The 21,585-nt window shown below is 67.1% G+C and carries 23 protein-coding genes; 18 read left to right on the top strand and 5 right to left on the bottom strand.

Annotation, left to right across the window (positions count from 1 at the left end; genetic code table 11):
* The first annotated feature begins 27 nt into the window (after positions 1 to 27).
* Complete coding sequence (locus tag AC3WMR_RS13955; protein ID WP_492265503.1) at positions 28 to 501, top strand: VOC family protein; 474 nt, start codon at positions 28 to 30, stop codon at positions 499 to 501.
* Positions 502 to 556: 55 nt separating this feature from the next.
* On the opposite strand, the gene AC3WMR_RS13950 is transcribed toward AC3WMR_RS13955, so the two are convergent.
* Positions 557 to 1,531, bottom strand: a complete 975-nt coding sequence (locus tag AC3WMR_RS13950; RefSeq protein WP_492265502.1) for an NAD(P)-dependent oxidoreductase — start codon at positions 1,529 to 1,531, stop codon at positions 557 to 559.
* A gap of 169 nt (positions 1,532 to 1,700) precedes the next feature.
* Between AC3WMR_RS13950 and AC3WMR_RS13945 the strand changes: the two genes are divergently transcribed.
* From AC3WMR_RS13945 to AC3WMR_RS13920, 6 genes are all read left to right on the top strand, one after another.
* Positions 1,701 to 2,627, top strand: coding sequence for a fumarylacetoacetate hydrolase family protein (locus tag AC3WMR_RS13945; RefSeq protein ID WP_492265501.1), 927 nt, complete (start codon positions 1,701 to 1,703; stop codon positions 2,625 to 2,627).
* A gap of 77 nt (positions 2,628 to 2,704) precedes the next feature.
* The gene (locus AC3WMR_RS13940) at positions 2,705 to 3,274 is read left to right on the top strand and encodes a VOC family protein (RefSeq protein ID WP_492265555.1); all 570 of its coding nucleotides are present in this window, start codon (positions 2,705 to 2,707) and stop codon (positions 3,272 to 3,274) included.
* A gap of 13 nt (positions 3,275 to 3,287) precedes the next feature.
* Positions 3,288 to 4,262 carry an alpha/beta hydrolase gene (locus AC3WMR_RS13935; protein ID WP_492265500.1) on the top strand — a complete coding sequence of 325 codons (975 nt, stop codon included), beginning with the start codon at positions 3,288 to 3,290 and terminating at the stop codon, positions 4,260 to 4,262.
* A gap of 10 nt (positions 4,263 to 4,272) precedes the next feature.
* Positions 4,273 to 5,172 (top strand): dihydrodipicolinate synthase family protein, encoded by a 900-nt coding sequence (locus AC3WMR_RS13930; RefSeq protein ID WP_492265499.1) that lies wholly within the window; start codon positions 4,273 to 4,275, stop codon positions 5,170 to 5,172.
* Between the two features lie 28 nt (positions 5,173 to 5,200).
* On the top strand, positions 5,201 to 5,785 hold the full coding sequence (locus tag AC3WMR_RS13925) for a malonic semialdehyde reductase (protein WP_492265498.1): 585 nt from the start codon (positions 5,201 to 5,203) through the stop codon (positions 5,783 to 5,785).
* Positions 5,786 to 5,833: 48 nt separating this feature from the next.
* The gene (locus tag AC3WMR_RS13920; RefSeq protein WP_492265497.1) at positions 5,834 to 6,820 is read left to right on the top strand and encodes a Bug family tripartite tricarboxylate transporter substrate binding protein; all 987 of its coding nucleotides are present in this window, start codon (positions 5,834 to 5,836) and stop codon (positions 6,818 to 6,820) included.
* On the opposite strand, the gene AC3WMR_RS13915 is transcribed toward AC3WMR_RS13920, so the two are convergent.
* The gene (locus AC3WMR_RS13915; protein ID WP_492265496.1) at positions 6,814 to 7,803 is read right to left on the bottom strand and encodes a LysR substrate-binding domain-containing protein; all 990 of its coding nucleotides are present in this window, start codon (positions 7,801 to 7,803) and stop codon (positions 6,814 to 6,816) included. The two genes, AC3WMR_RS13920 and AC3WMR_RS13915, sit on opposite strands and share 7 nt — an antisense overlap.
* 303 nt (positions 7,804 to 8,106) lie before the next feature.
* Between AC3WMR_RS13915 and AC3WMR_RS13910 the strand changes: the two genes are divergently transcribed.
* Both AC3WMR_RS13910 and AC3WMR_RS13905 read left to right on the top strand, forming a co-directional pair.
* On the top strand, positions 8,107 to 9,147 hold the full coding sequence (locus AC3WMR_RS13910; RefSeq protein WP_492265495.1) for a porin: 1,041 nt from the start codon (positions 8,107 to 8,109) through the stop codon (positions 9,145 to 9,147).
* Between the two features lie 54 nt (positions 9,148 to 9,201).
* Positions 9,202 to 10,986: an LVIVD repeat-containing protein gene (locus AC3WMR_RS13905; protein WP_492265494.1), complete on the top strand. Its 1,785-nt coding sequence runs from the start codon at positions 9,202 to 9,204 to the stop codon at positions 10,984 to 10,986.
* A gap of 27 nt (positions 10,987 to 11,013) precedes the next feature.
* On the opposite strand, the gene AC3WMR_RS13900 is transcribed toward AC3WMR_RS13905, so the two are convergent.
* Positions 11,014 to 12,189 carry a GGDEF domain-containing protein gene (locus tag AC3WMR_RS13900; protein ID WP_492265493.1) on the bottom strand — a complete coding sequence of 392 codons (1,176 nt, stop codon included), beginning with the start codon at positions 12,187 to 12,189 and terminating at the stop codon, positions 11,014 to 11,016.
* 201 nt (positions 12,190 to 12,390) lie between these two features.
* On the opposite strand from AC3WMR_RS13900, the gene AC3WMR_RS13895 reads away from it, so the two are divergent.
* A complete protein-coding gene (locus AC3WMR_RS13895; RefSeq protein ID WP_492265492.1) occupies positions 12,391 to 13,212 on the top strand; it encodes a DUF7822 domain-containing protein in 822 nt (273 codons plus the stop codon).
* A gap of 17 nt (positions 13,213 to 13,229) precedes the next feature.
* On the opposite strand, the gene AC3WMR_RS13890 is transcribed toward AC3WMR_RS13895, so the two are convergent.
* Positions 13,230 to 13,709 (bottom strand): VOC family protein, encoded by a 480-nt coding sequence (locus AC3WMR_RS13890; protein WP_492265491.1) that lies wholly within the window; start codon positions 13,707 to 13,709, stop codon positions 13,230 to 13,232.
* On the bottom strand, positions 13,675 to 14,706 hold the full coding sequence (locus AC3WMR_RS13885) for an aromatic alcohol reductase (RefSeq protein ID WP_492265490.1): 1,032 nt from the start codon (positions 14,704 to 14,706) through the stop codon (positions 13,675 to 13,677). Before AC3WMR_RS13885 ends, AC3WMR_RS13890 begins: the two co-directional genes overlap by 35 nt.
* Before the next feature lie 255 nt (positions 14,707 to 14,961).
* On the opposite strand from AC3WMR_RS13885, the gene AC3WMR_RS13880 reads away from it, so the two are divergent.
* The 8 genes from AC3WMR_RS13880 to AC3WMR_RS13845 all read left to right on the top strand — a co-directional run bounded on the left by AC3WMR_RS13880 (position 14,962) and on the right by AC3WMR_RS13845 (position 21,581).
* Entirely contained in the window at positions 14,962 to 15,861 is a 900-nt protein-coding gene (locus AC3WMR_RS13880; protein WP_492265489.1) for a LysR family transcriptional regulator, read from the top strand.
* Positions 15,862 to 15,998: 137 nt separating this feature from the next.
* A complete protein-coding gene (locus tag AC3WMR_RS13875) occupies positions 15,999 to 16,904 on the top strand; it encodes a DNA/RNA non-specific endonuclease (protein WP_492265488.1) in 906 nt (301 codons plus the stop codon).
* A 287-nt stretch (positions 16,905 to 17,191) separates the two neighbouring features.
* A complete protein-coding gene (locus tag AC3WMR_RS13870) occupies positions 17,192 to 17,386 on the top strand; it encodes a hypothetical protein (RefSeq protein WP_492265487.1) in 195 nt (64 codons plus the stop codon).
* A gap of 146 nt (positions 17,387 to 17,532) precedes the next feature.
* A complete protein-coding gene (locus AC3WMR_RS13865; RefSeq protein ID WP_492265486.1) occupies positions 17,533 to 18,018 on the top strand; it encodes an EF-hand domain-containing protein in 486 nt (161 codons plus the stop codon).
* Positions 18,019 to 18,269: 251 nt separating this feature from the next.
* Positions 18,270 to 18,905 (top strand): hypothetical protein, encoded by a 636-nt coding sequence (locus AC3WMR_RS13860; RefSeq protein WP_492265485.1) that lies wholly within the window; start codon positions 18,270 to 18,272, stop codon positions 18,903 to 18,905.
* A 176-nt stretch (positions 18,906 to 19,081) separates the two neighbouring features.
* The gene (locus AC3WMR_RS13855; protein ID WP_492265484.1) at positions 19,082 to 19,768 is read left to right on the top strand and encodes a hypothetical protein; all 687 of its coding nucleotides are present in this window, start codon (positions 19,082 to 19,084) and stop codon (positions 19,766 to 19,768) included.
* Positions 19,769 to 19,808: 40 nt separating this feature from the next.
* Positions 19,809 to 20,300, top strand: coding sequence for a hypothetical protein (locus tag AC3WMR_RS13850; protein WP_492265483.1), 492 nt, complete (start codon positions 19,809 to 19,811; stop codon positions 20,298 to 20,300).
* A gap of 81 nt (positions 20,301 to 20,381) precedes the next feature.
* Positions 20,382 to 21,581: an SGNH/GDSL hydrolase family protein gene (locus AC3WMR_RS13845; protein WP_492265482.1), complete on the top strand. Its 1,200-nt coding sequence runs from the start codon at positions 20,382 to 20,384 to the stop codon at positions 21,579 to 21,581.
* The last annotated feature ends 4 nt before the right edge of the window (positions 21,582 to 21,585 follow it).

Below are 21,585 nucleotides of genomic sequence, written 5' to 3'. Positions count from 1 at the left end.
CACCCGGTTCCAACCAGGAGCATCTCCATGAGCAACAAACTGCGCCACATCGCCCTGTCCGTGCCCGACCCCTGGGCCGCCGCCGAGTTCTATCAGAACGCATTCGGTTTTCGCAAGGTCGGCGAAACGGATTCGTCGCTGGCGCGCGGCGTGTACCTTACCGACGGCACCATCAGCATCGCGCTGCTGAACTACAAGAGCGACCACGCGGCGGGCGAAGACCGCGGCAAGGATTTCGTCGGCCTGCACCATATCGGCGTCTGGGTCGAAGATATCGCCGAAGCCCGCAAGACGGTCGAGGCCGCGGGCGGCAACTACTACATGGGCGAGGTGCCGGTGAAGGGCAACATCTTCTATGAAGTGAAGTACCGCGACCCGAACGGCATCATCATCGACCTGACCGACCACGGCTGGGGCGGTGCGTCCCGCGCGGGCGGTGACGGCGATGCGGGTCCGGCCCTGCGCAACCCCGATTTGAAAGCCGATCGCGACGGCCTCTGAGGCCACGCTTGCGCAGCGATACCCCGCCGGGGCATCGCTGCTTGCCTGCCTGCAATCAGGCGGGCAAGCGAACGGGATGGGCGGGCGCGCCCCGCTCGAACCAGCCGTCCAGGTTGCTGGCCAACGCCGCGTGCTGCGCAATGCGCGTTTCCGGCGAACGGCCCGCCAGGTGCGGCGTCAGAATGACCTGGTCCATCGTGCGCAGGGCTTGCGGCACGACAGGCTCTGTTTCCAGCACATCCAGCGCGGCCCCGGCAATGACGCCGCGCGCCAGCGCGTCGATCAGCGCGTCGGTATCCACGACCGTGCCGCGCGACACATTGACCAGAAAGCCGGCCGGACCCAGCGCCTGCAACACACTGGCATTCACCAGGTGATGCGTCTGCGGGCCGCCCGGGCAGGTCAAGGCCAGCACATCCGACGCGGCGGCCAGCGACACCGCGTCGCCATGCGGCGCGTAGCCCTCGCCGCCCTGCGTGCCTTCGTGCCACAGGTAGGCCACCTGCATGCCCACCGCCGCCCCCAGCCTGGCAAGCCGGTGGCCGATATTGCCCAGGCCCACGATGCCCAGCGTCTTGCCGCGCAGGCCGGGCCGCGCGGCGCGCAGGGCTTCCCAACCGCCGGCCTTGACGCCGCGGTCCAGCGCGGCAATGCCGCGCGCCAGCGCCAGCATGAGGGTCAGCGCGTGGTCGGCCACGACCTGGCCATTGGCGTCGGGCGCATGGCAGACGCGTACCTGCCGTGCCTGCGCCGCATGCAGGTCGATTTTCTCGTAGCCGGCGCCAAAGCTTGCCACCAGCTGCAGCGCAGGCAGCGTGGCCAGCTCGTCGGCGCTGAGCCCGGTCGAGCCGTTGGTGACCACCGCCCGTGCGCGGGCGCGCAGGTCGGCGTCGGCCTGCGTCCAGGGGGTCACGTGGTAGCGGGGGGCCACGGCGGCCAGCCAGTCCGCGTCCAGCGGCAGCCGGGTCAGCACGTGCAGCGGGCCGGCGTGGTCCGCGTCGGTGTTCGAGTCTTTCGGGGTTCCGTTCATGACGGCGATTGCCTCCTCAGGGGGTGAAACGGGGGTGGAACGATGAGGGGGCAAAAATTATCACAAACCCTTTGACGTGTATACACGTAAGCTTTAAAGTATTCATCAAGGCGGCAGTGAGAACACGCAGGCCGCCGCTACACCTCATCATCACAACAAGGAGATCCCCGTGATCTGGCACGGCCTAGCAACCTACGCACTGAACGGCGTCCAACAACCCGGCCTGGTGGTCGACAACACGCTCTATGACCTGGCGCAACTGGCCCGTGCCAGCCAGGCCGGGCAGAGCGGCGACCTGCCCGCCGTGGACGGCCTGCTGGAAGACTGGGATGCCGCCGCCCCGCGCCTGGCGTCGCTGGCCGAGCAGGCTCGTGGCCTGGCCGCCGAAGGCCGCGTGGCCGCCATCGACGGCGCGGCCTACGCCATTCCCTACCGCCCGCGGCGCATCTTCGGGGTGGCCTCCAACTTCTACGAACACGCCGACGAAATGGGCACGCAGCTCGCCGCCCGCGCCGAAAGCCAGCCCTACGTCTTCATGAAGGCGCAGAGCAGCGTCATTCCCACCCAGGCCACGGTGCTGATGCCGCCGGAAACCGAGAAACTGGACTGGGAAGTGGAGCTGGGCGTGGTCATCGGCAAGACCTGCCGCCATGTGTCGGTGGACGACGCGCTGTCGGTCATTGCCGCCTACACCGTCTTCAACGACATCAGCGCCCGCGACCTCAACCGTCGCACCGACTATCCGTTCAAGCACGACTGGTTTCGCGGCAAGAGCTTCGACACGTTCGGGCCGATGGGCCCCTGGCTGGTGCCGGCCGGCTGCATCGCCGATCCGCAGAACCTGCGCATGACGCTGAACGTCAATGGCGAATCCATGCAGGACGGCAACACCTCGCAGATGATCTTTTCGGTGGCCGAGCAGATCGCCTACCTGTCGCGCATCCTGACGTTGCAGCCCGGTGACCTGATCGCCACGGGCACCCCGGACGGCGTGGGCATGGGCCGCGGCGTGTATCTCAAGCCTGGCGATACGATGACGGCCTGGGTAGAGGGCATCGGCACCCTCGAGAACCCCGTGGCCCTGGAAAGCCGTTAGCCTGCTACGCAACCTGATAACGACGGGGCCGACAGCCCCGCGAGGAGACAACCGTGAATGCCGCAGACACAAAGGCCATCGCACCCATCCGGACCCGCAAGCTCGGGCACCTGGTGCTGATGGTGCGTGACCTGGAAGCCTCGACGCGCTTCTACACCGAGGTGATGGGCCTGAAGGTATCGGACCGCATCGCCGACCAGATGGTCTTCCTGCGCGCCGGGCAAGACCACCATGACCTGGCCCTGTCGCGCCTGCCGGCCGACGCCCCCGACCGCGATGACCTGCCGCGTTACACCCGCCCAGGGCTGGAGCATTTCTCGTACTACGTGGAATCGCTGGACGAAATGAAGCGCGCGGTGGACGTGGCGCGTGCGCTGGGCGTAGAGATCGAGCGCGGCATCGGGCAGCACGGCCCGGGCAGCAACTGGTTCCTGGTGTTCAAGGACCCGGACGGCAACAACGTCGAGATCTACACCGACATGGAACAGATACCGACCAGCGCCGAACACGAACCGCAGACCTGGGCCCGCGACCTCGAATCGTTCGACCGGCACCGCCTGGCGCATTTCGTGGTGCAGCCGTCGCCGGCGATTCTGGCGGCCAAGGAAGGCCGGCCCGCGCCGGGCAAGAAAGACCAGCCCGAATGAGCCGAGGCGCGCGATGACATTCCCCTTCCCGCACGCGCCGTTTCCCGGGCTGGACGACGCGCAACGTGCCGCCATGCTGACCCTGGGCCCGACCTGGGCCAACGACATCCAGGGCAACCGGCGCCAGGTCTGCGAGCTCTACGACGCCGTCCATTGTGGCCTGCCCGCGGACGGCCTGCGCACGATGCCCGCGCAGGCGTATGGCGACGATCCGCGCCAGCAGCTTGACCTATACCTGCCGGCCGCAGCCGATGGCGCCGCGCGGCCCATCGTGGCCTTCGTGCATGGCGGCGCGTTCCTGCGCGGCAGCAAGGACGCCACGCCGCACATCTACGCCAACGTGCCCAGGCTGTTCGCACGCGCCGGCTGCGTCGGCGTCAACGTCGAATACCGCCTGGCGCCGCAAGCGCCCTACCCGGCCGGCGCCGACGACGTGGCCGCGGCGGTGGATTGGCTGCGCAAGCATGCCGCCGCCTGGGACGGCGACCCGCGGCGCATCGTGCTGATCGGCCACTCGGCCGGCGGCAGCCACGTCGCCACCTTCCTGACCGACCCGCGCTACCGTGGCCAGGCGGATGGCGTGGCCGGCGCCGCGCTGATCAGCGCCCGCCTGGAGGCCGACACCCTGCCCGGCAACCCCAACGCCGCCGGCGTGGTGGCCTATTACGGCCCGGACCCCGCGTTGCAGCGGCGCCATGCCCCCATGGCGCATGCCGAGGCCATGGCCGTGCCGCTGCTGATCGCGATCGCCGAATACGAAAATCCTTACCTGGATCGCTACGCGCTGCAATACGCGGCGCGCGTCGCCGCCGCCGGGCGGATGCCTCGCATCATCCAGGTGCCCGGACACAACCACACCTCCGTGGTGGCGCACCTGGGCAGCGCCGACAGCGCCTTTGCCGCCGCGCTGCTCGATTTCGTCGCCACCCATGCCGGCCCCTTGCCCGTCACCGCCCCCGTTACCCCGGCCCCGGGCCGCTCATCCTGAGGAACCTTCCATGTCACATCCTTCGCTGCGCGGCGTGTTCGCACCCGTGGTCAGTCCGTTTCGCGCGGACGCTTCACTGAACCTGCCCGCGTTCGTCGCGCACTGCAAGCAACTGGTCGCCGATGGCGCCGGCCTGGCGATTTCCGGCACCAACAGCGAGGCCTGCTCGGAAACGTTCGACGAACGCATGTCGCTGGTCGATGCCGTGATCGACGCGGGCATCGCCCCCGACCGCATCCTGGTCGGCACGGGCTGCTGCGCGGTCGACGACGCCGTCGTCCTGACGCGCCATGCCCTGGAACGGGGCTGCGCCGGCACGCTGGTGCTGCCGCCCTACTTCTTCAAGAACGTGCAGGAAGACGGCGTGTTTGCCTATTACCGGCAATTGATCGAGCGGGTGAACAACCCCGCCCTGCGCATCGTGCTGTATCACATCCCCGCCGTGTCGGGCGTTGCCATCACGCTACCGCTGATCGAGCGGCTGGCGGCGGCGTACCCGCAGCACATCGTCGGCGTGAAAGACAGCTCGGGCGACTGGGACAACCTGAACGCCATGCTGACGCGTTTTCCGCAGCTGTCGATTTTCCCGGCATCCGAAGTGCTGATGCTGCGCAGCCTGGAAAGGGGCGCGGCGGGCTGCATTTCGGCCACCAACAACATCAATGCACGCGACATTGCGCTGGCCTGCGGCTCACCCGAGCAAGCCGCGCGCCTGGGCGACCGCATCACGGCGGTACGCAAGACCGCCGAGCAGTTCCCGATGGTGGCGGCCGTCAAGCACACCCTGTCGCTGTTGACGGGCGACGACGGCTGGCGCCACGTGCGTGCGCCGCTGGTGCCACTGGATGCCGACACCGCCGCGCAGGTCGAAGCCCGCATGCGCGCAGCGTTGCCGGCACTGCAGGCATGACGGCCGGCGTCTGCCAAGGAGACCGCGCATGAACGATTCCAGCACGCTGGACCAGTTGTTCCGGCAGGCGCGCAGCCACAACGGCTGGCTGCCCCGCGACATCGCCGACGCCGAGCTTCACGTCCTGTACGAACTGGTGCGCCACGGCCCCACCAGCGCCAACACCAGCCCCATGCGGCTGGTGTTCGTCAAGACTGCCGAGGCCAAGGCCCGGCTGGTGCCGGCGCTGGCGCCCGCCAACGTGGCCAAGGTGCTGGGCGCGTCCGTCACCGCCATCGTTGCGTACGACAGCGCCTTTCACCAGTGGGGCGAAACGCTGTTTCCGCATCGGCCATCGCAGTACGACGCCTATGCGGCGGACGCGGCGCTGGCCGAGGAAACCGCGCTGCGCAACAGTTCGCTGCAAGGCGGCTACCTGATCCTGGCCGCGCGCGCCCTGGGCCTGGACTGCGGGCCGCTGTCCGGCTTCGACGCCCACGCGGTGAACCAGGCGTTCTTTGCCGACAGCACCTGGCGCGTGAATTTCCTGTGCAACCTGGGCAAGGGCGATCCCGACAAGCTCTTTGCGCGCTTGCCGCGGCTGGACTTCGCCCAGGCCTGCCGGATTGCATGACCGACCCGGCACAACGCCGGGCGCATACCAAGAAAACGAGGAGACATCATGACAACCCCCATCAACCCGGCCAGGCGGCGCTTCAGCCTGGGCGCGATGACCCTGCTGGCCGGCGCGCCCTTCGTGGCGCGGGCCGAAGACAGCTGGCCCAACCGGCCCGTCACCATCGTGGTGCCGTTCTCGCCCGGCGGCAACACCGACCTGATCGCGCGCATGATGGCCGAGAAGCTGGGCCAGCGCATCGGCAAGCCGTTCATCGTGGACAACCGCGGCGGCGCGGGCGGCCTGATCGCGGCGGAATACGTGGCGCGGGCCAAGGCGGACGGCCAGACCCTGTTCATGTCGACCATGACGCAGATCGTCACGGCGCCCATGACCAACAAGATCCGCTACGACCCCATCCGCGATTTCGCGCCCATCATCAATGTGGGCGGCAACCCGTTCGTGCTGGCGGCCAGCGCCGACCACGGCTTCAAGACGCTGGCCGACCTGGTGGACTATGGCCGCGCCAACCCCGGCGCCCTGAACGTGGGCCACGCCGGCACCGGCGGGCTGACGCACCTGTCGGCGCTGTTGTTCCTGACACGCGCCGGCGTGCAGGCGACGATGGTGCCGTATCGCGGCGGCGCGCAAGCGCTGGCGGACGTGCTGGCCGGGCAGATCGACCTGTACAGCGCCAGCGTGTCCGAAGTGCTGCCGCACGCGGCCACCGGCAAGCTGTCCCTGCTGGCGGTGTCCAGCGCCAAGCGGCTGGCGCAATTGCCCGACCTGCCGGCCATTGCCGAAACCTATCCCGGGCATGTCGTGGAAACCTGGAACGGCCTGGTCGGCCCCACGGGGATGCCCGAAGCGGTGCTGGCCCGCCTGGCCGACGAGGGCCGCCGCATCGTCGCCGACCCCGCCTTTCGCACGCGGCTGGAAGAAGCCGGCATCACGCCCTATGGCGAACTGCGCGACGCCTTCGCCACCCGCATCAAGACGGAACAGGGGCTTTGGCAGCCGGTGATCGAAGCCGCCGGCATCGAGCCTCAGTAGCGCATCGCCGCCGCGCCGCTGCCCGGCGGCGCGGCCACCTCGCGCAGGCAGGCAATGAATGTCTGGCAGGCGGCGCCGGGCTCGCGGTTCAGGCGCAGCGAATAGCCCACGGTGCCGAACGCGCCGGTCTCGGGCAGGTTCAGGATGCGCAAGAGGCCGGCATCCGAGAATTGCCGCGCAGCGGCGCGCGGCATCAACGCCACGTGCGGCGTGTGCAGCAACAGGCCGATATTGGTCAGGATCGACAACGATTCGACGATGTCCGTGGGCAGCGGCAGGCCGGCCCCGCGAAACAGGTGTTCGGCCGCCAGTCGCGCGGGCGAATCCGGCGTGGGCAGGATCCACGGCGACCCGATCAGCTCGGCCAGATGCGTGACGCGGTCGGCCGCCGGGCCATAGCCCTTGCCGACCACCACGCACAGGGCCTCGTCAAACAGCGCGTGGTGGCTGAGCGCATGGACGTTGGCCAGCGGCAGCTCGGGTTCGGGCAGGCGGCCGACGACGATATCCACGTCGCCCGCGGCCAGCGCCGGAAACAGGTGCGCGGTGGCGCCTTCGCGCACGGTGACCAATACGCCAGGCGCGCGCGCCTTCAACATCGCGATCGCGTTGGGCAGCAGGCGGGCCGACGCCGAGATCAGCGTGCCCACCGTGACGTGGCCGCTGGCGCCCAGGCGGAAATCATTCAGTTCGTCGGTCATGCCACGCAACTCGGCCATCAGCAACTTGACCCGGCGGCCCAGCAACGCGCCCAGCGCGGTCGGCGCCACGCCACGGTTCGACCGTTCGAACAACGGGCCGTCGAAACAGGCCTCGAGTTCCTGGATGACCTTGGTCACGGCCGGCTGCGACAGCCGCAATTCCTGGGCCGCGCCGATCACGGAGCCGGCTTCGAGCACCCGCCCGAAGATCATCAACTGGTTCAGCTTCAAACGGCGGATCAGCGACAGGTCATTCAAGGGAAGCGCGTCCGCGGCATGCATGGTGGGTTCCTCTTGTCCAAAGCCCGGGGGTAGGGCATCCGGCCTGGCCGGATGCTGCCAGCCGCGATTCTGGTGCATTCGCCGCTTCGCGCCTATTCAGGAAGGCCCTGATGTATACATTTTGAAATACCGCCGCTATAACCAAATCGCCTGTCACTATAAGCAGACAGTTCAATAAACCTATTCCCCCTCTTCGTATACTTTTATCAATAAATGTATACAAAAAAAAGTCCAACGTTGACCCGAGCGACAGGCCCGAACCGCCCTGCGGCCGGGCCGGCTCACCGAGGAGGGGAAAGTGCAATGAAGAGGATTTCGGCACTGGCGGCCGTCGTGGCGCTATGCGCAGGTTCCAGCGTGCAGGCCCAGACCCGCGTCTGGCTGTCCGGCTACGTCGACATGAACATCAAGCACCTGCAGTCGTCCGGGCCCGGTTCGACGACGCGCATGTCCAGCGGCGGCCTGAACAATTCGCGCTTCAACCTGAGCGGCGTGGAAGAGCTGGGCGACGGCAACAAGGCCGTGTTCACGATCGAGCCCATGTTCTCGGCCAACAACGGCCAGCAGGCGGCGCAGTTTCGCCAGTCGTTCGTGGGGCTCAAAGGCGACTGGGGCGAATTGACGCTGGGCCGGCAGTTCACGCCGTCGTACTGGATCGCCGGCTATGCCGACCCAAGCTGGGCCGCCGAATTCAGCATGGTCAACAACATGGAATTCTTCTATGCGTCGTACCGGGTGGACGGCGCGGTGCAGTACAAGACGCCGGCGTTCCATGGCCTCACGGGCCGCCTCATGATGACCAACGGCGAAGGCGGCAGCTCCAAGGCCGGGCGCTTCATCAGCACCGCCCTCGAATACCGCGAAGGCCCGCTGTTCCTGGGCGTGGCCAGCGAGCAGCAATACACCCGCGACATCTTCCGTTCGTCCGAGGTGCATGCCTCGCGCGACAACTATTTCTCGGCCGTCTATCGCATCGGCTCGGTCGAACCCACGTTCATCTTCCATACCTACAACGGCTACTACGCCTACCCGCCCTACACCGCCTTCAACGCCAGCGGGTGGGACGTTCAGCTGGGCGCGCGCTGGAACATCGACGGCCGCAACCGCCTCTACGCCAGCGTGGTACATCGCCACGACGACGACAACAAGAGCCTGTCCAGCGCCAACGGTTTCGTCCTGGGATTCATCCACGGCCTGTCCAAACGCACCGACCTGTACGCCAGCGTGGCCCATGTGCAGCATCGCCGCGCCGCGCCCGTCCCGTACCCCGTGACCTTCCAGAACTATCCCAACGCCGGCCAGAACCCGACCGGTTACCAGGTCGGCATCCGCCACGCCTTCTGAATGCCCGCCGCCATTGCCGCATCCGGCGAGCGCCCCCGTCCCCAAGGAGACTGCATGTCCATCCCCCGCCCCCACTGGCCTGCCCGATTCGCGGGCCCGGCTGTTGCATCGCTGTTGCTGGCCGGCGCCGCGCTGCCCGCCATCGCCCAGACCGCGCCGCACAAGCCTGCCGCGCCTGTCGCCACGCCCGGCACGCCCACGGTGCAGGACCCCTATCTGGCGCAATGGCTGCGGCTGACGCCCGAGCGCCGGCCCGTACCGCTCAAGCCCGGCGTGGACTACGGCATGGACCCGGCGACCGGCCAGTTCATCTGGCCCAAGGCCACGCCCGAAGTGCACACCGGGCAGAAATTCCCTGGCGAGATGGCCACCTGGGACAAGCAAAGCTACGCCAAGAACGTCAAGGTGCTGGCCTTCTACCCCGGCGTGGGCTCGCCTTTCCATGCGTGGAACAACATCGCCGACTTCGAGGGCCGCCGCTACCTGTATGTGCACGACCGCGACTACCTGCGCATCCTCGATGTCACCGACCCGGCCCACGGCAAGATCGTCTATTCCAAGGGCGGCGTCTGGGGGCCGAAAGGGTCCAGTGAAAAGTACGATCCGAATACCGTGCAGGACTATCTGGGCGGCGCCACCATCGCCTGGAGCAAGAAGCTGGGCAAGCCGGTGCTGGTCGCCTCGTTCGAGATCGGCCGCTATGGCCTGATCAACGAAAAGCTGGAACAGCCCGACAAGGTCGCCGCGCAGCGCCAGTACAACTCGCTCAAGGGCTTCAAGGTCTTCGTCATGGACGGCCCCTTGCCCAGCCAGTGGCGCCTGATCGCCACCCGCACGACGGACTACCAGCACCCGGACGCGCCGGTGGGCAAGCAACGCGGGTCCGGTTCGCTGGATTCGCCGGAGTACTACGGCGGCAAATACATGATCCTGTCGGCCGCGCCGGACGACACCTACGGCCTGACCGAATACCCGAACTACCTGTATTCGCCCGGCTACCAGGTCTGGGACATGAGCGATCCGGCCGATCCCAAATTCGTGTCACAGGTCGCCGTGCCCGGCCAGATCCTGGGCGACAAGGAACACGAAGAGGCCTACCTGATGAATCCGCGGGCCGGCAACCGGACTTCCTGGATGGGGTCGCGCAACCCCATCTTCCTGTCGCAGCCGCTGGAAAACGGCGGCAAGATCGGCTTTGGCGCAATGGGCGGACTGGGGGTGTACGCCTTCGACCTGTCGGACCCGGCCAAGCCCAGGATGCTCAGCGGCGTGAACACGGCGCCCAGCTTCGCCGGCACCGAATTCGACAACGCCGACGTCAGCCAGTACGCGCGCACCGGCTACGTGTTCGCCAACGGCTACCCGATGAACCGCGATTGCTACGAGCCCTATAAAGACATCTTCGTCATCGACGCCCGCGACCCCTCGCACCTGAAAGTGGCCGCCAAGATGCCGCAGCCCGAAGTACCGCCGGGCGCGCCGTTCACCAGCTTCTGCCAGCGGGGCGGCAACTTCGGCCCGAAACGCGCCAACGCCATCGGCCAGCCGGGCCAGTGGCGCCAGGGCATCGTGCCCTACTCGTTCTACAACGCGGGGGTGCAGATCTTCAATGTGGAAGATCCCGCCAAGCCCACCATCGCCGGGTACTTCGTGCCCGCGCTGGCCGATGAGTCCGAGCTGCCCGTCTATACCCTGGGCAAGGGCGTGTTCTCGATCTACACCGAGTACGACCGCAACATCATCTGGGCCTTCACCGAAAACGGCGCGTACGCCTTGTCCACGCCGTTGCTGGGGGAACCGAAGCTGGGCATGGCCGACCAGCCCTGGCCCGCGCGCTGAGCCGGGCAGGCTGCGGCGGCCCCGTGCTCAATCCGCCGCCGCGGCTTCCAGCACAAACGCCGGCTCCAGCCGGTTGCCGCCCAGCGCCTTGGCCCGGTACAAGGCCTGGTCGGCCCGCGCCAGCGCATCGGCCAGCGGCGGCGCATCGCGGTCATAGCGCGCCAGCCCGATACTGACGCTGGCGCGCAGCCCCAGGCCGCTGGCCGGATCGGCGATCGTGTCGGCGAACCGTCGGGCGACGGCCTCGCCCATTGCCTGGGCCTGGCCGGCCGCTTCCCCCGACAGCAAGGCCGCGAATTCCTCGCCGCCGATGCGGGCCAGGATGGCGTCGGGGCCGAGCACGTCGCGCACGATCTGCGCGAACGCTTTCAGGACGTGGTCGCCGGCCTGGTGGCCGTAGCGGTCGTTGATGGACTTGAACTGATCCAGGTCGAACGCCAGCACGGCCACCGGTCCGCGGGCGACGCTGTCGTCGATGGCGCGCGCCCCCTGCTCGAAGAACCAGCGGCGGTTACCCAGCCGGGTCAGGTAGTCGGTCTGGGATTCCAGCACCAGCCGGCTCAAGGTTTCTTCGCGGATGAGCTTGATCAGCGTCATCGGCAGAATCACCGAATACAGCACCCCTTCGTACATGGTGATGTTGCTGGCCAGCAGTTGCGCCGCCGGGCCGTGGGCCGCCACCCACCAGGGCAGGATGAAGGCCCGACCCAGGTAGATCAGCGCATGGATGCTCGCGACCGCCACGGCGATGTAGCGTGTCTTGAAGGCTTTCAGGGAATCGCAACGCCATAGTTCCCATGCGGTCAGGCCGCTGACCAGGGCGATGGGAAACGCGCTGACGTATTTCCAGACCAGATCCTGCCCGCCCGCGCCGGCCACCAGCCAGATCAGGGCCATGACGGCCAGCAAGGCAAAGGCGCGGACCCGGTAACGCCGCCCGCTCAGCGAGGCCACGCTGTTCAGCACCAGCAGGTAGCCGCTCAGGATGACCAGGTTGCTCAAGGCCGGGCCCAGCACGGCGGGCAGGTCGGCGCGAAACAGCACCGAGGTACAGCCGACCGCCAGCGTGGCAAAGCCCGCGGCCAGCAGGCGCAGCGAACGGCTGCGAGTGGGATGGGTTCGATGCTCCCAGAACGTCAGGCCGGCGCTGGCCAGCAGCGTCCCGATGGTAATGAGATACAGGGTGAGGAGATCGACGTACATCTCGAATAGGGAGGGTTTGCGCCGGGAGAGGCGGCGGCAGTCGCGATTTTAGGGGGAAAACCTTCGCACGGATGTGACGAGTCCGGGGAACCACGAAGGTGATACGCCCCTATTTTTTGCAGGCAAACACGCAATTTCACCCCGCCCGCGCACGAATTGAGGTCAACTAGCGTCCCCAACGCTTGCGAGATCCCCGCCGCCATGGCCAACCGTTCGTATCTCTACAGCTTGAGCAACCGCCCCACGTCCTACGCCGACCGGCCCGAGACGATTTCGGGCTTGTCCGAATGGCCCTACGACGTGCCGTTCATCTACCGCCTGTTGATGTCCGGCGACCCGCAGCTGTGCGCGTCGCTCGTTTCCGATGGCCTGGACGACGACGCGCCCGGTTCCCACACCCGGCTCTACGCCATCAGCAGCCCGTTCGAACCCGGTTTCGAAAGGGTCAAGCGCTTCCTGGACATCCTGCGCGTCGCGGTGGCCGTGCCGCTGCCCACCGCCTCGCCGGCCCCGGCCGCGCCGCAACCGGTGTCGTTCCTGGAACGCGTCAAGCGCCTGTTCTCGCCGGCCAAAAAGCCCGGTTCGTCGATTCCGGTCCAGGCAGCCACCACGTCGTACGCGCCGCCGTCCGACCTGCTGGTGGCGATGGACGAAACCCTTGCCTTCCTCGAAGCGCACCGGGACGCGTACCTGCTGCTGGAAACCATCGAGCTGGACATCATGAGCGAGTCCGGCGAAGCCGCACTGAAGGCGAGCGTCGAACAGGAACTGGCGCGCTGCCAGCACGCCGGCGCGGCGCTGGACGCGTTGCCCGCGGATATCGCCGAGGCCGCGCGCCAATTGAAGACCGCCTCGGTGCAGCAGGCCGCCGAACCGCTGGACGTGCTGTTCGGGCTGCGGCTGGACAATGAGTTCGACAGCACCCGCAGCGGCGCCACGGACTATCCGCTGGGCCTGGAATGGTCAGACGTGCTGTATTTCGAGCTGTTCAATCGCAGTGAATACGAGGCGCGCCAGCGCTAGCGCCGGGATATCTACCCCTACCCCCGGCGCGCGGCCTCGATCGCGGCGACGTCGATCTTGCCCATCTGCATCATGGCCTCGAAGGCGCGCTCCGCCACGCCCGGGTCCGGGTCGGTGATGGCGTCGGTCAGCACGCGCGGGGTGATCTGCCACGACAGGCCCCATTTGTCCTGGCACCAGCCACAGACGTTTTCCTTGCCGCCGTTGCCGACAATGGCATTCCAGAGACGGTCGGTTTCCTCCTGGTCGTCGGTGGCGACCTGGAACGAAAAGGCCTCGTTGTGCTTGACGCCCGGGCCGCCGTTCAAGCCCAGGCACGGGACGCCCATGACCGTGAATTCCACCGTCAGCACGTCGCCCCGCTTGCCGGACGGAAAATCGCTGGGCGCATGCATGATCCGGCCCACGGCACTGTCGGGAAACGTCTTGGCGTAGAACTGGGCGGCTTCCAGGGCGCCGCCGTCATACCAGAGGCAAATCGTATTCTTGCTGACCATTCGGATTCTCCTGTCGAAGACGCATCGCGGCTTGCGACGCGTCGGCGGGCACGGGCCCCGTGAACAAGGCTGCGTCGTCGAGGATACTGCGACGCAGCCAGTCTTGCATGCTCGTGACGGGGATGCCGTGCCGGGCGTTGAAGGTCCCGCCCTTGTCCCAGGCCACACCGCGCCCTTGGGCGAACACGGCGCGGTACTTGCGCATGGCGCTGTCCGGCTCGGCGGCCAGCAGACGTTCCAATTCCGGCACCGTCCATTCGTGGCGTTCGACCTGGCCGCCGCGCACACGATCCAGCGCGTCAGCCACCTGGCGATAGGTGACCGTATCGCCGGCCACGAACACCGCCTGGTTGGCGATGCGCGGCTGGGCGAACAGGATCTCGGCCGTCAACGCGCCGATGTCGTCGGCCGTGGTCAGGGTCACGGCCGTGTCCAGGCTGCCCAGCGCGTTGACGCGGTTGGCGGCCAGGTCGACCACACCGAAGGCAGGTTCGAACAGGAAACTGGTGAACATGCCCGTGGACACGATGACCCATTCGGTGGCCTGCTGCGCCCGCAGCAGGTCGCGCACGTCCAGTTGTTCATCGAACAGGTCCTGCGGACTGCCCCGGCCGATGGCATCGTAATCGACCCCGAACTGCCAGGGCACGAAGCGCTTGACCCCGCCATCCAGCGCGGCCCGCGCGATCTTGCGCTGCACGCCGGGGCCGCCGACAAAGCCCGTGCACGAGATCACGGTGTGAAAATGGCCGAAGGTAGCGGCCAGCTCGGCGGCCGATTGTTCGGCCAGGTCGCCGTGGACGATGTCGACGCCCAGCGCACGCAGTTCAGCCAGGTCTTGCTGCCGGGCCGGGTCGTCGGAGGCTGCGGACGACGGGCGCAGCAGCACCGATAGCGACGCGTCGCCGGCCTGGCGGGCCCGCGGCGCCAGGGCGCGCAGCATGGCCATGCCAAGCTGGCCGGCGCCCAGGACGAGAATGGTGTTGTGATTCAACATGGAAGTCCCCGAGGGATGAGTCGATGAATTAAAGACAGCGGCCGATCGCCAGAGCGATGCGACACGACGCGGCGGTGATGCGTTGGCCAGTGTAGGAGCCCCTCGGCCGGCCATTGTTCGCGCTGCTTGAATACACATCGCAGGGACCAACCGCCCGTAAAAACCGGGGCGTTGTTAACATCGCCGCATCCCCGCCGGACTCGGCGCAGGCATGCGCCGCCCCTTCACCACACGCCCTTTCAGCAGGCATGGCCCATGGACAAACTTCAAGCGATGGCAACGTTCGTGCGGGTCGTCGAGGCGCGCAGCTTCAGCCGCGCGGCGCAATCGCTGGCGATGCCGCGTTCGTCGGTGACCACCGTCATCAAGCACCTGGAGGCCCACCTGGGCACGCCGCTGCTACGGCGCAGCACCCGCAGCCTGAGCCTGACCGAGGCGGGCGAACGCTATCTGGCCGCCTGCCAGGCCATCCTGGCCGATATTGCCGCCGCGGAAAGCGATGTGTCCGCCGCCACCCAGGCCCCGCGCGGTCGGGTACGCGTCGACATGCCGGGCACCATCGGGCGCGCCATCGTGGTGCCGCGCCTGATTGAATTCGAAGCCCGCTACCCGGACATCGAGGTGGTGCTGGGCCTGAGCGACCGGCCGACGGACCTGATCTACGAAGGCATCGACTGCGCGATCCGCAGCGGTACGCTGGCCGATTCCACGCTGGTGGCGCGCCCCTTGGGCCAACTGACCTGGCTGACCTGCGCGTCGCCCAAGTACCTGAAACGCTTTGGCGAGCCGGAATCAGTGGCGGCGCTGGCCTCGCACCGCGTCGTGAACTACCTGTCCAACGCCACCGGCCGGCCGCTGGACTGGCGCTTTCGCGTGGCGGGCAAGGCCATGTCGGTGACCCTGCCCAGCCGCTACGCCGTCAACGAAACCGAGGCCTACCTGCACTGCGGGCTGGAAGGGCTGGGACTGATTCAGCTATCCGAGCTGGCGGCTGCCGTCTACCTGCGCAGCGGACGCCTGCGCGAAGTGCTGGCCGATGCCCGCTGCGCGCCGGTGCCGATTTCCATCGTCTACCCCCAGGCCCGCGCCACGGCGGCGGTCAAGACCTTCGTGGACTGGGTCATCGAGATCGCGCGGCCCGAACTGACAGCGTGATTCGGCGCTAGGGCGACGACGCATTCAAGGTGCGTCGCGCGTCCGCTTGTGCGCCGCCAAGTGACAAATTCATCACTCATCTACAATCCGGGGTCACATTGGCTGCCTCTGGCGGCCGGTCCGTAGCCCCAGGTAGCATGACGCGCGCGAAGAAACCCGCCCCCAGAAAGAGAAGCCCCCCCTCTCGAACGAATTCCCGGTCCGCCGGCCGCATTCCCCGTTTTTTACGGGCGCTGGTCGTGACCTCGCTGGCCAGCTTCGGCGCCGCCACCTACATGCTGAATCCGCAGTGGCGGATGCCGGCATCGGCCAGCGACATCCTGTCGCGGCTGGGTTGGCCGTCGCAAGAGCGCACGGCGCCGGTGGCGCTGCCCGCACCCAATTCGGCGCTGGTGCAGACCACCTTCACCGACTGCCCGCAATTCTTTCCGAACGCGCGCCCGCCCGCCGTGCCGGCCAGCCAGCGATTGCGCGAGGTCTGTTTTTCGTCGTTCGCGATCCTGCACAATGGCCAGACCAAGACCCCCGTGTTCGTGGCCGAACGGCTGAACCGGCAGAACCTGAGCCAGGCCAAGGGCCTGCACCGCACCGACAAGTTCTATGCCGACGCCCGGCTGCCGCGCGCCGAACGATCCGAGCTGGACGATTACCGGGGCTCGGGCTATTCCCGCGGCCACATGGCGCCGGCTGGCGACATGGCCACGCCCGAAGCCATGGCGCAGAGTTTTTCGCTGGCGAACATGGTGCCGCAGGACCAGACCCACAACGCCGGCCCCTGGAGCCGCATCGAACAAGACACCCGCCAATACGTGATGCGGGCGGCGGGTGACGTGTACGTGTTCACCGGCCCGGTCTATGCCGACCGGCCCAAGACCATCGGGTCGGGCGTGGCAGTGCCGACCTATATCTACAAGGTGGTGTACGACGCCACCAGTGGCCGTTCATGGGTGCATTGGCAGGCCAACAGCGCCAGTACCAAGGCTGGCCCGCCGATCAGCTACGAAGAATTCGTGAAACGCACGGGAATGCGACTGCTACCCTGAAAAATCAGAATCTTCCAATGGGAAGATCGGACAGGCGCTGCGTACTCTCGAGGCTTTTGCGCGAACCGATGCCCGGGGCCACTCCCCACCACGCCCGCCCGCGGCAGCCAGGTTCGGCGCTGGAGCCGTGTGCCGTGGATATGAAGATACCGCTAGTCCGTTTTTTCTCTCAAGGTGACGAACAACGATTCTTCGACGCCCTGGCTGCCATCCCGGCCATTACGAACCACGCGAGACAAGGCCGGGATTTCACCCTGAAAATCGACCGTCGCAAGCTCGACTCACCCATGGTCCACGAATTGGTCGCGCTGCTGGTGCGCTATGGCGCCGACCTGTCTTCCTTGTGCCAGTTGGCGCGCGAAGAAAAATTCCGCTGGCTGAACGAGCCCGGCAAGTACTGGCACCGGCATTTGCTGGCCACGCCCGCCCCGACCACCCACGACTATCAATACGCGCCCTACCTATACGACGACCTGAGCTAGGCCAACCGCGGTGACGTCCCGAGTCCGCACGCTGATTGTCGTCATCCTCGATCCCTGAGTTATTTATTATTCGAAAACATATGGCAACACGGGTTATTCCAGTCAGCGATATGATTTGCGCCGCTTGATTGTCTAAAAGGATAACCATGAAAAATGTCACCCGGACCGGCAGCCTGACCGCAGCGTTGCTGCTTGCCTTGCTGACGGGCGGCGCGATGGCGCAATCGACGCCCGCGGCCCCGGCCCCGGCTGCCGCGCAACCTGGCAAGTCGGACGCCAAAACAGCCGAGCCGGCCAAGCCGGGCGAAAACCAGACTGGCGCCGGTAGAACCGACAAAAGCCAAACGAGCGCGGGTAAAGCCGGCGCCAATCCGGCCCCCGACGCCGTCAACCGCCCCATGACCGAGCAGGAATACTACGCCCGCATGGAAGCGGCATTCGACAAGCAGGACATCAACGGCGACGGTTATCTCACGCGCGGTCCGCTCTTGAATGAAGCGACCTCGGAACAGGTGGCCGCGATGGACTCCGACGGCGACGGACGCATCAGCAAGGCCGAGTTTCTGGACTATGCAATGAAGAATTTTCGCAGCCGGCCTAAATACGAAATGAATCGCAAGCCCAAGCCCTGAAACGCCGGCGTTCATGCGAGCGTTGGGCCGTCATTTTGCTGTTAACGAATAGATACATAAGACAGAAAATCGGCAATGGGCGAACGCATGACGCGTGCTAAGTTACGGCCCGGTAGTCCGTCCCTGGTAAAACGTACCCCGTAAAACGTGCCCTGCCATAGCGGCAAAGCACTTCCTACTTCCTACACGACATCCCTATGCATATGAACCCCGATCGCGCCCCGGCTTTCGCGCCCGCCAAGAAGCGGCTTATGTCCGGCATTTACGCTGTTGCCCTGGGCCTGGCTTTTGTGGCGGCGGCGCCGGCCATGGCGGCGCCGGGGGATGCGCCGGCATTGGCACCGGGCCAGCTCCCGCCCCGCCCCCAGTCCCAAGTGCAACCGCAATCGCAGCCGCAATCCCAATCGCCGGCGCTGCCGCCCCGGCAACCGCAGGCCCAGCCCCAGGCGCAGCCGCAACAAGCGCAGCCGCAAACCGGCCAGGCCGCAGCCCCGGGCCAGTCTCTGCAACGGGTGCAGAAAACCGAAATCCTGGACCAGGCCGCCTACGAGCGCCTGCGCAACAACAGCGGCGTCACCCTGCAGTGGCTCTGGAGCGACAAGCGCGGCCACCTGACGGCGCGCGACGACCGCGACGTGGTGAGCCTGGAAGGCGGCCAGATCAACGGCGACCGCTCGGTGGAACTGCGCGGCGACGTGGTCTCGATCTCGGCCGACCGCTTCACTTTCCGCGGCACCATCCTGATCCTGAACGCACCCGACCCGGGCCGTCGCTGCGAACGCACCGGCGACTATGAATTCCGCGCTACCGGCAAGCGCAAATACTGGCGCCTGCAGCAGATGGAAGCGTGCGGCGGCCTGACAGACTACGTCGATATCTACTATTGAAGTGCCTGCGGCGCGGCGGCCTGCCGCGCCGTTGCCCTCGAAGAACGAGGCGACCGACGCCCTGCCGTGGCACGGCAAAAATCAGAACATTCCAATGTTCGCGGGGGATTGCGCTGCGTAATCTGCAAGGCCTTGGCCCACCCTGCAGTTGCGCTACGCAATCCTCGATTCTTCTCATGAAACCGCCTGTCCCCCTGAGCGCCGCCGGCGCCCAGAACGCTTCGTCCTTCGATACCCTCCCCGAATTCGACTACCGCGCCCTCGCCCGGCAGGCGCTTGCGCAAGACATCGCTTCGCTGCGACGCCGGTCCCTGACGGGCGCCGCGCCGGTCAAACTCTACGAACACGGCTGGGGCGCCGCCCTGCTCTGCGGCCTGGCAGGGGGATTGCTGCTGGTTGCGGGCCTGCTGGCGGGTCTGGAATTGAAGCGTTGGCTCATCGGCGCCATTGGCATCGTCAGCGGCTTGCACCTGACCAAGGCAGCCCTGCGGGCGTTCTGGCTGCAGCGCCAACCCTACGCCGTGCTGTCGCACAAGGGCGTCTGGCTGCCGGACCTGAACACCTTGGTCCCCTGGGACCCGATCACCGACGTCAGCACGGAAGAACAACTGAACCTGTCGGCGGGCACCGGCGCCCTCGCCAGCAAGCGGATCGTGCTGACCATGGCCGCGGGCTATCAGCCGCCCAGGAACGCCTGCAAGGGCTCGCGCACCCGCTATGCGGCAACGTCCAGGCAGTACGTCTTGCCATGTTCCTCCCGGGACACGGCGCCCGAGACGGTCGTTGCGGCCCTGTCACGCTACTGGGAGGCGAATGCGGCGCTGTCTCGCGCCACCGCCGGCGCCAAGGGATGCGCCGATTAGCGGTATCCTGTTGCCACCTCGGCACCTGCGGGAACCCCGAATGAACCCCACCCTGATCAAATGGATTACCAGCGTTGTATTCGGCCTGCTGGTTGGCCGGGCGGCGTTTGGCGTCGTCAATCCCATACTGATCGTGCTGTTCGGTCTGAACCACCCGGCAGGGCAACCCTATGTGGCCGATGACCCCGCCGTGCTCGACCGCATGCTGATCACCGGCACCCTCATCAGCGCGGTGATCACGGTCGTGGTGGCGGCCGCCTTGCTTCGTATTTACGACAACCGACGCCGTGCCGGCTGGGGCTGCGTGCTGCTCGGCGTGACGCTGCTGCTGACGCTGATCGCCAGCGTGCTTACGATGAACGCCGGCATACAAGATGCCGCCACGGCGGGCGCGCAGGCTGCCAACGACAGCAAGACCGCGCTGTTCTTCTGGGCGCTGATCTTCGGGCTGCCCTACCTGGGCGGCGGCTTGCTCCTGACCATCGGCGGTGCGGTGCTGATCCGCAAGCGCCGCGCCCCGGCGCCGCAATAGCCAGCCGGCGGGCGCCGCGCTATCGCCGGTCGCCCGCCCTTGCTAAGATCGCGCGCTTTGAACCCGCACGGATTCCACCGCATGACGAACGCGCGCCCTGCCTTGAACGCCACCTCAATCGCCCAGGCGCTGGTGCGCGGGGCCCTGGAACTGGAAACGACCGCGCGCGGCCTGCTGCCGCATCGCCTGCCTGCATGGGCACGCCAGCAGTGCCCGGACCCGCAACTGGCCATGGCCGAATCGCAGCCGTCGGGTGTGCGCCTGGTGTTCCAGACCACCGCCACGCGGATTGAACTGGATGTTGCCCCCACGCGCTACGTCTATGCCGGTGTACCGCCACGACCTGTGGGCATCTACGACCTGCTGATCGACGGCCAACTGGCGGCGCAGGCCAGCGCTGATGGCGGCGATGTAATCACGATCAACATGGCTACGGGTGCCGTCTCGCGGCACACGGGTGCAGTCGCGACGTTGCGATTTGACGATCTGCCCGGCCACGCCAAGCGGGTCGAGATCTGGCTGCCCCACAACGAAACCACCGAACTGGTCGCCCTGCGCAGCGATGCCCCGCTTGAACCGGTGCAAAGCGATGGCCGGCCGGTGTGGCTGCATCACGGCAGCTCGATCAGCCACGGATCCAACGGCGACAGCCCCACCGCCATTTGGCCTGCGCTGGCCGCTCGCCTGGGCGCCGTGGAACTGGTGAACCTGGGTTTCGGCGGCAGCGCGCTGCTCGACCCCTTCACCGCCCGCGTCATCCGCGACACGCCGGCCGACGTGATCAGCCTGAAGCTGGGCATCAACCTGGTGAACGCGGACCTGATGCGGCTGCGCGCCTTCGGCCCGGCAGTGCACGGTTTCCTGGACACGATCCGCGACGGCCATCCCGACACGCCGTTGCTGGTGGTGTCGCCGGTCCATTGCCCGATCCATGAAGACACGCCGGGCCCCGGGGCCTTCGATACCGACGCCCTGGCCGCCGGCAACGTGGCATTTCGCGCCACCGGCAACCCGGCCGAGCGCCAGGCCGGCAAGCTGACATTGACAGTGATTCGCGATGAACTGCGTCGCATCGTGACGCAGCGCGCCGCCACCGATCCGCAGCTGCGCTATCTGGATGGCATGACGTTGTATGGCCCGGCCGACTTTGCCGAACTGCCGCTGCCCGACCGCTTGCATCCCGACGGCGCGTCGCACCGCCGCATGGGCGAGCGCTTTGCGCGGCTGGCGTTCGGCACCGGCGGGTTGTTGCTGCCGACCGCCTCGGGCGCGAAAGGTTAGCGCG

The sequence above is a fragment of the Achromobacter sp. FW305-C-28 genome, from assembly GCF_058783235.1.
The sequence above is the reverse complement of the archived record's forward strand: the minus strand, read 5'-3'. Positions and strand labels throughout refer to the sequence as shown.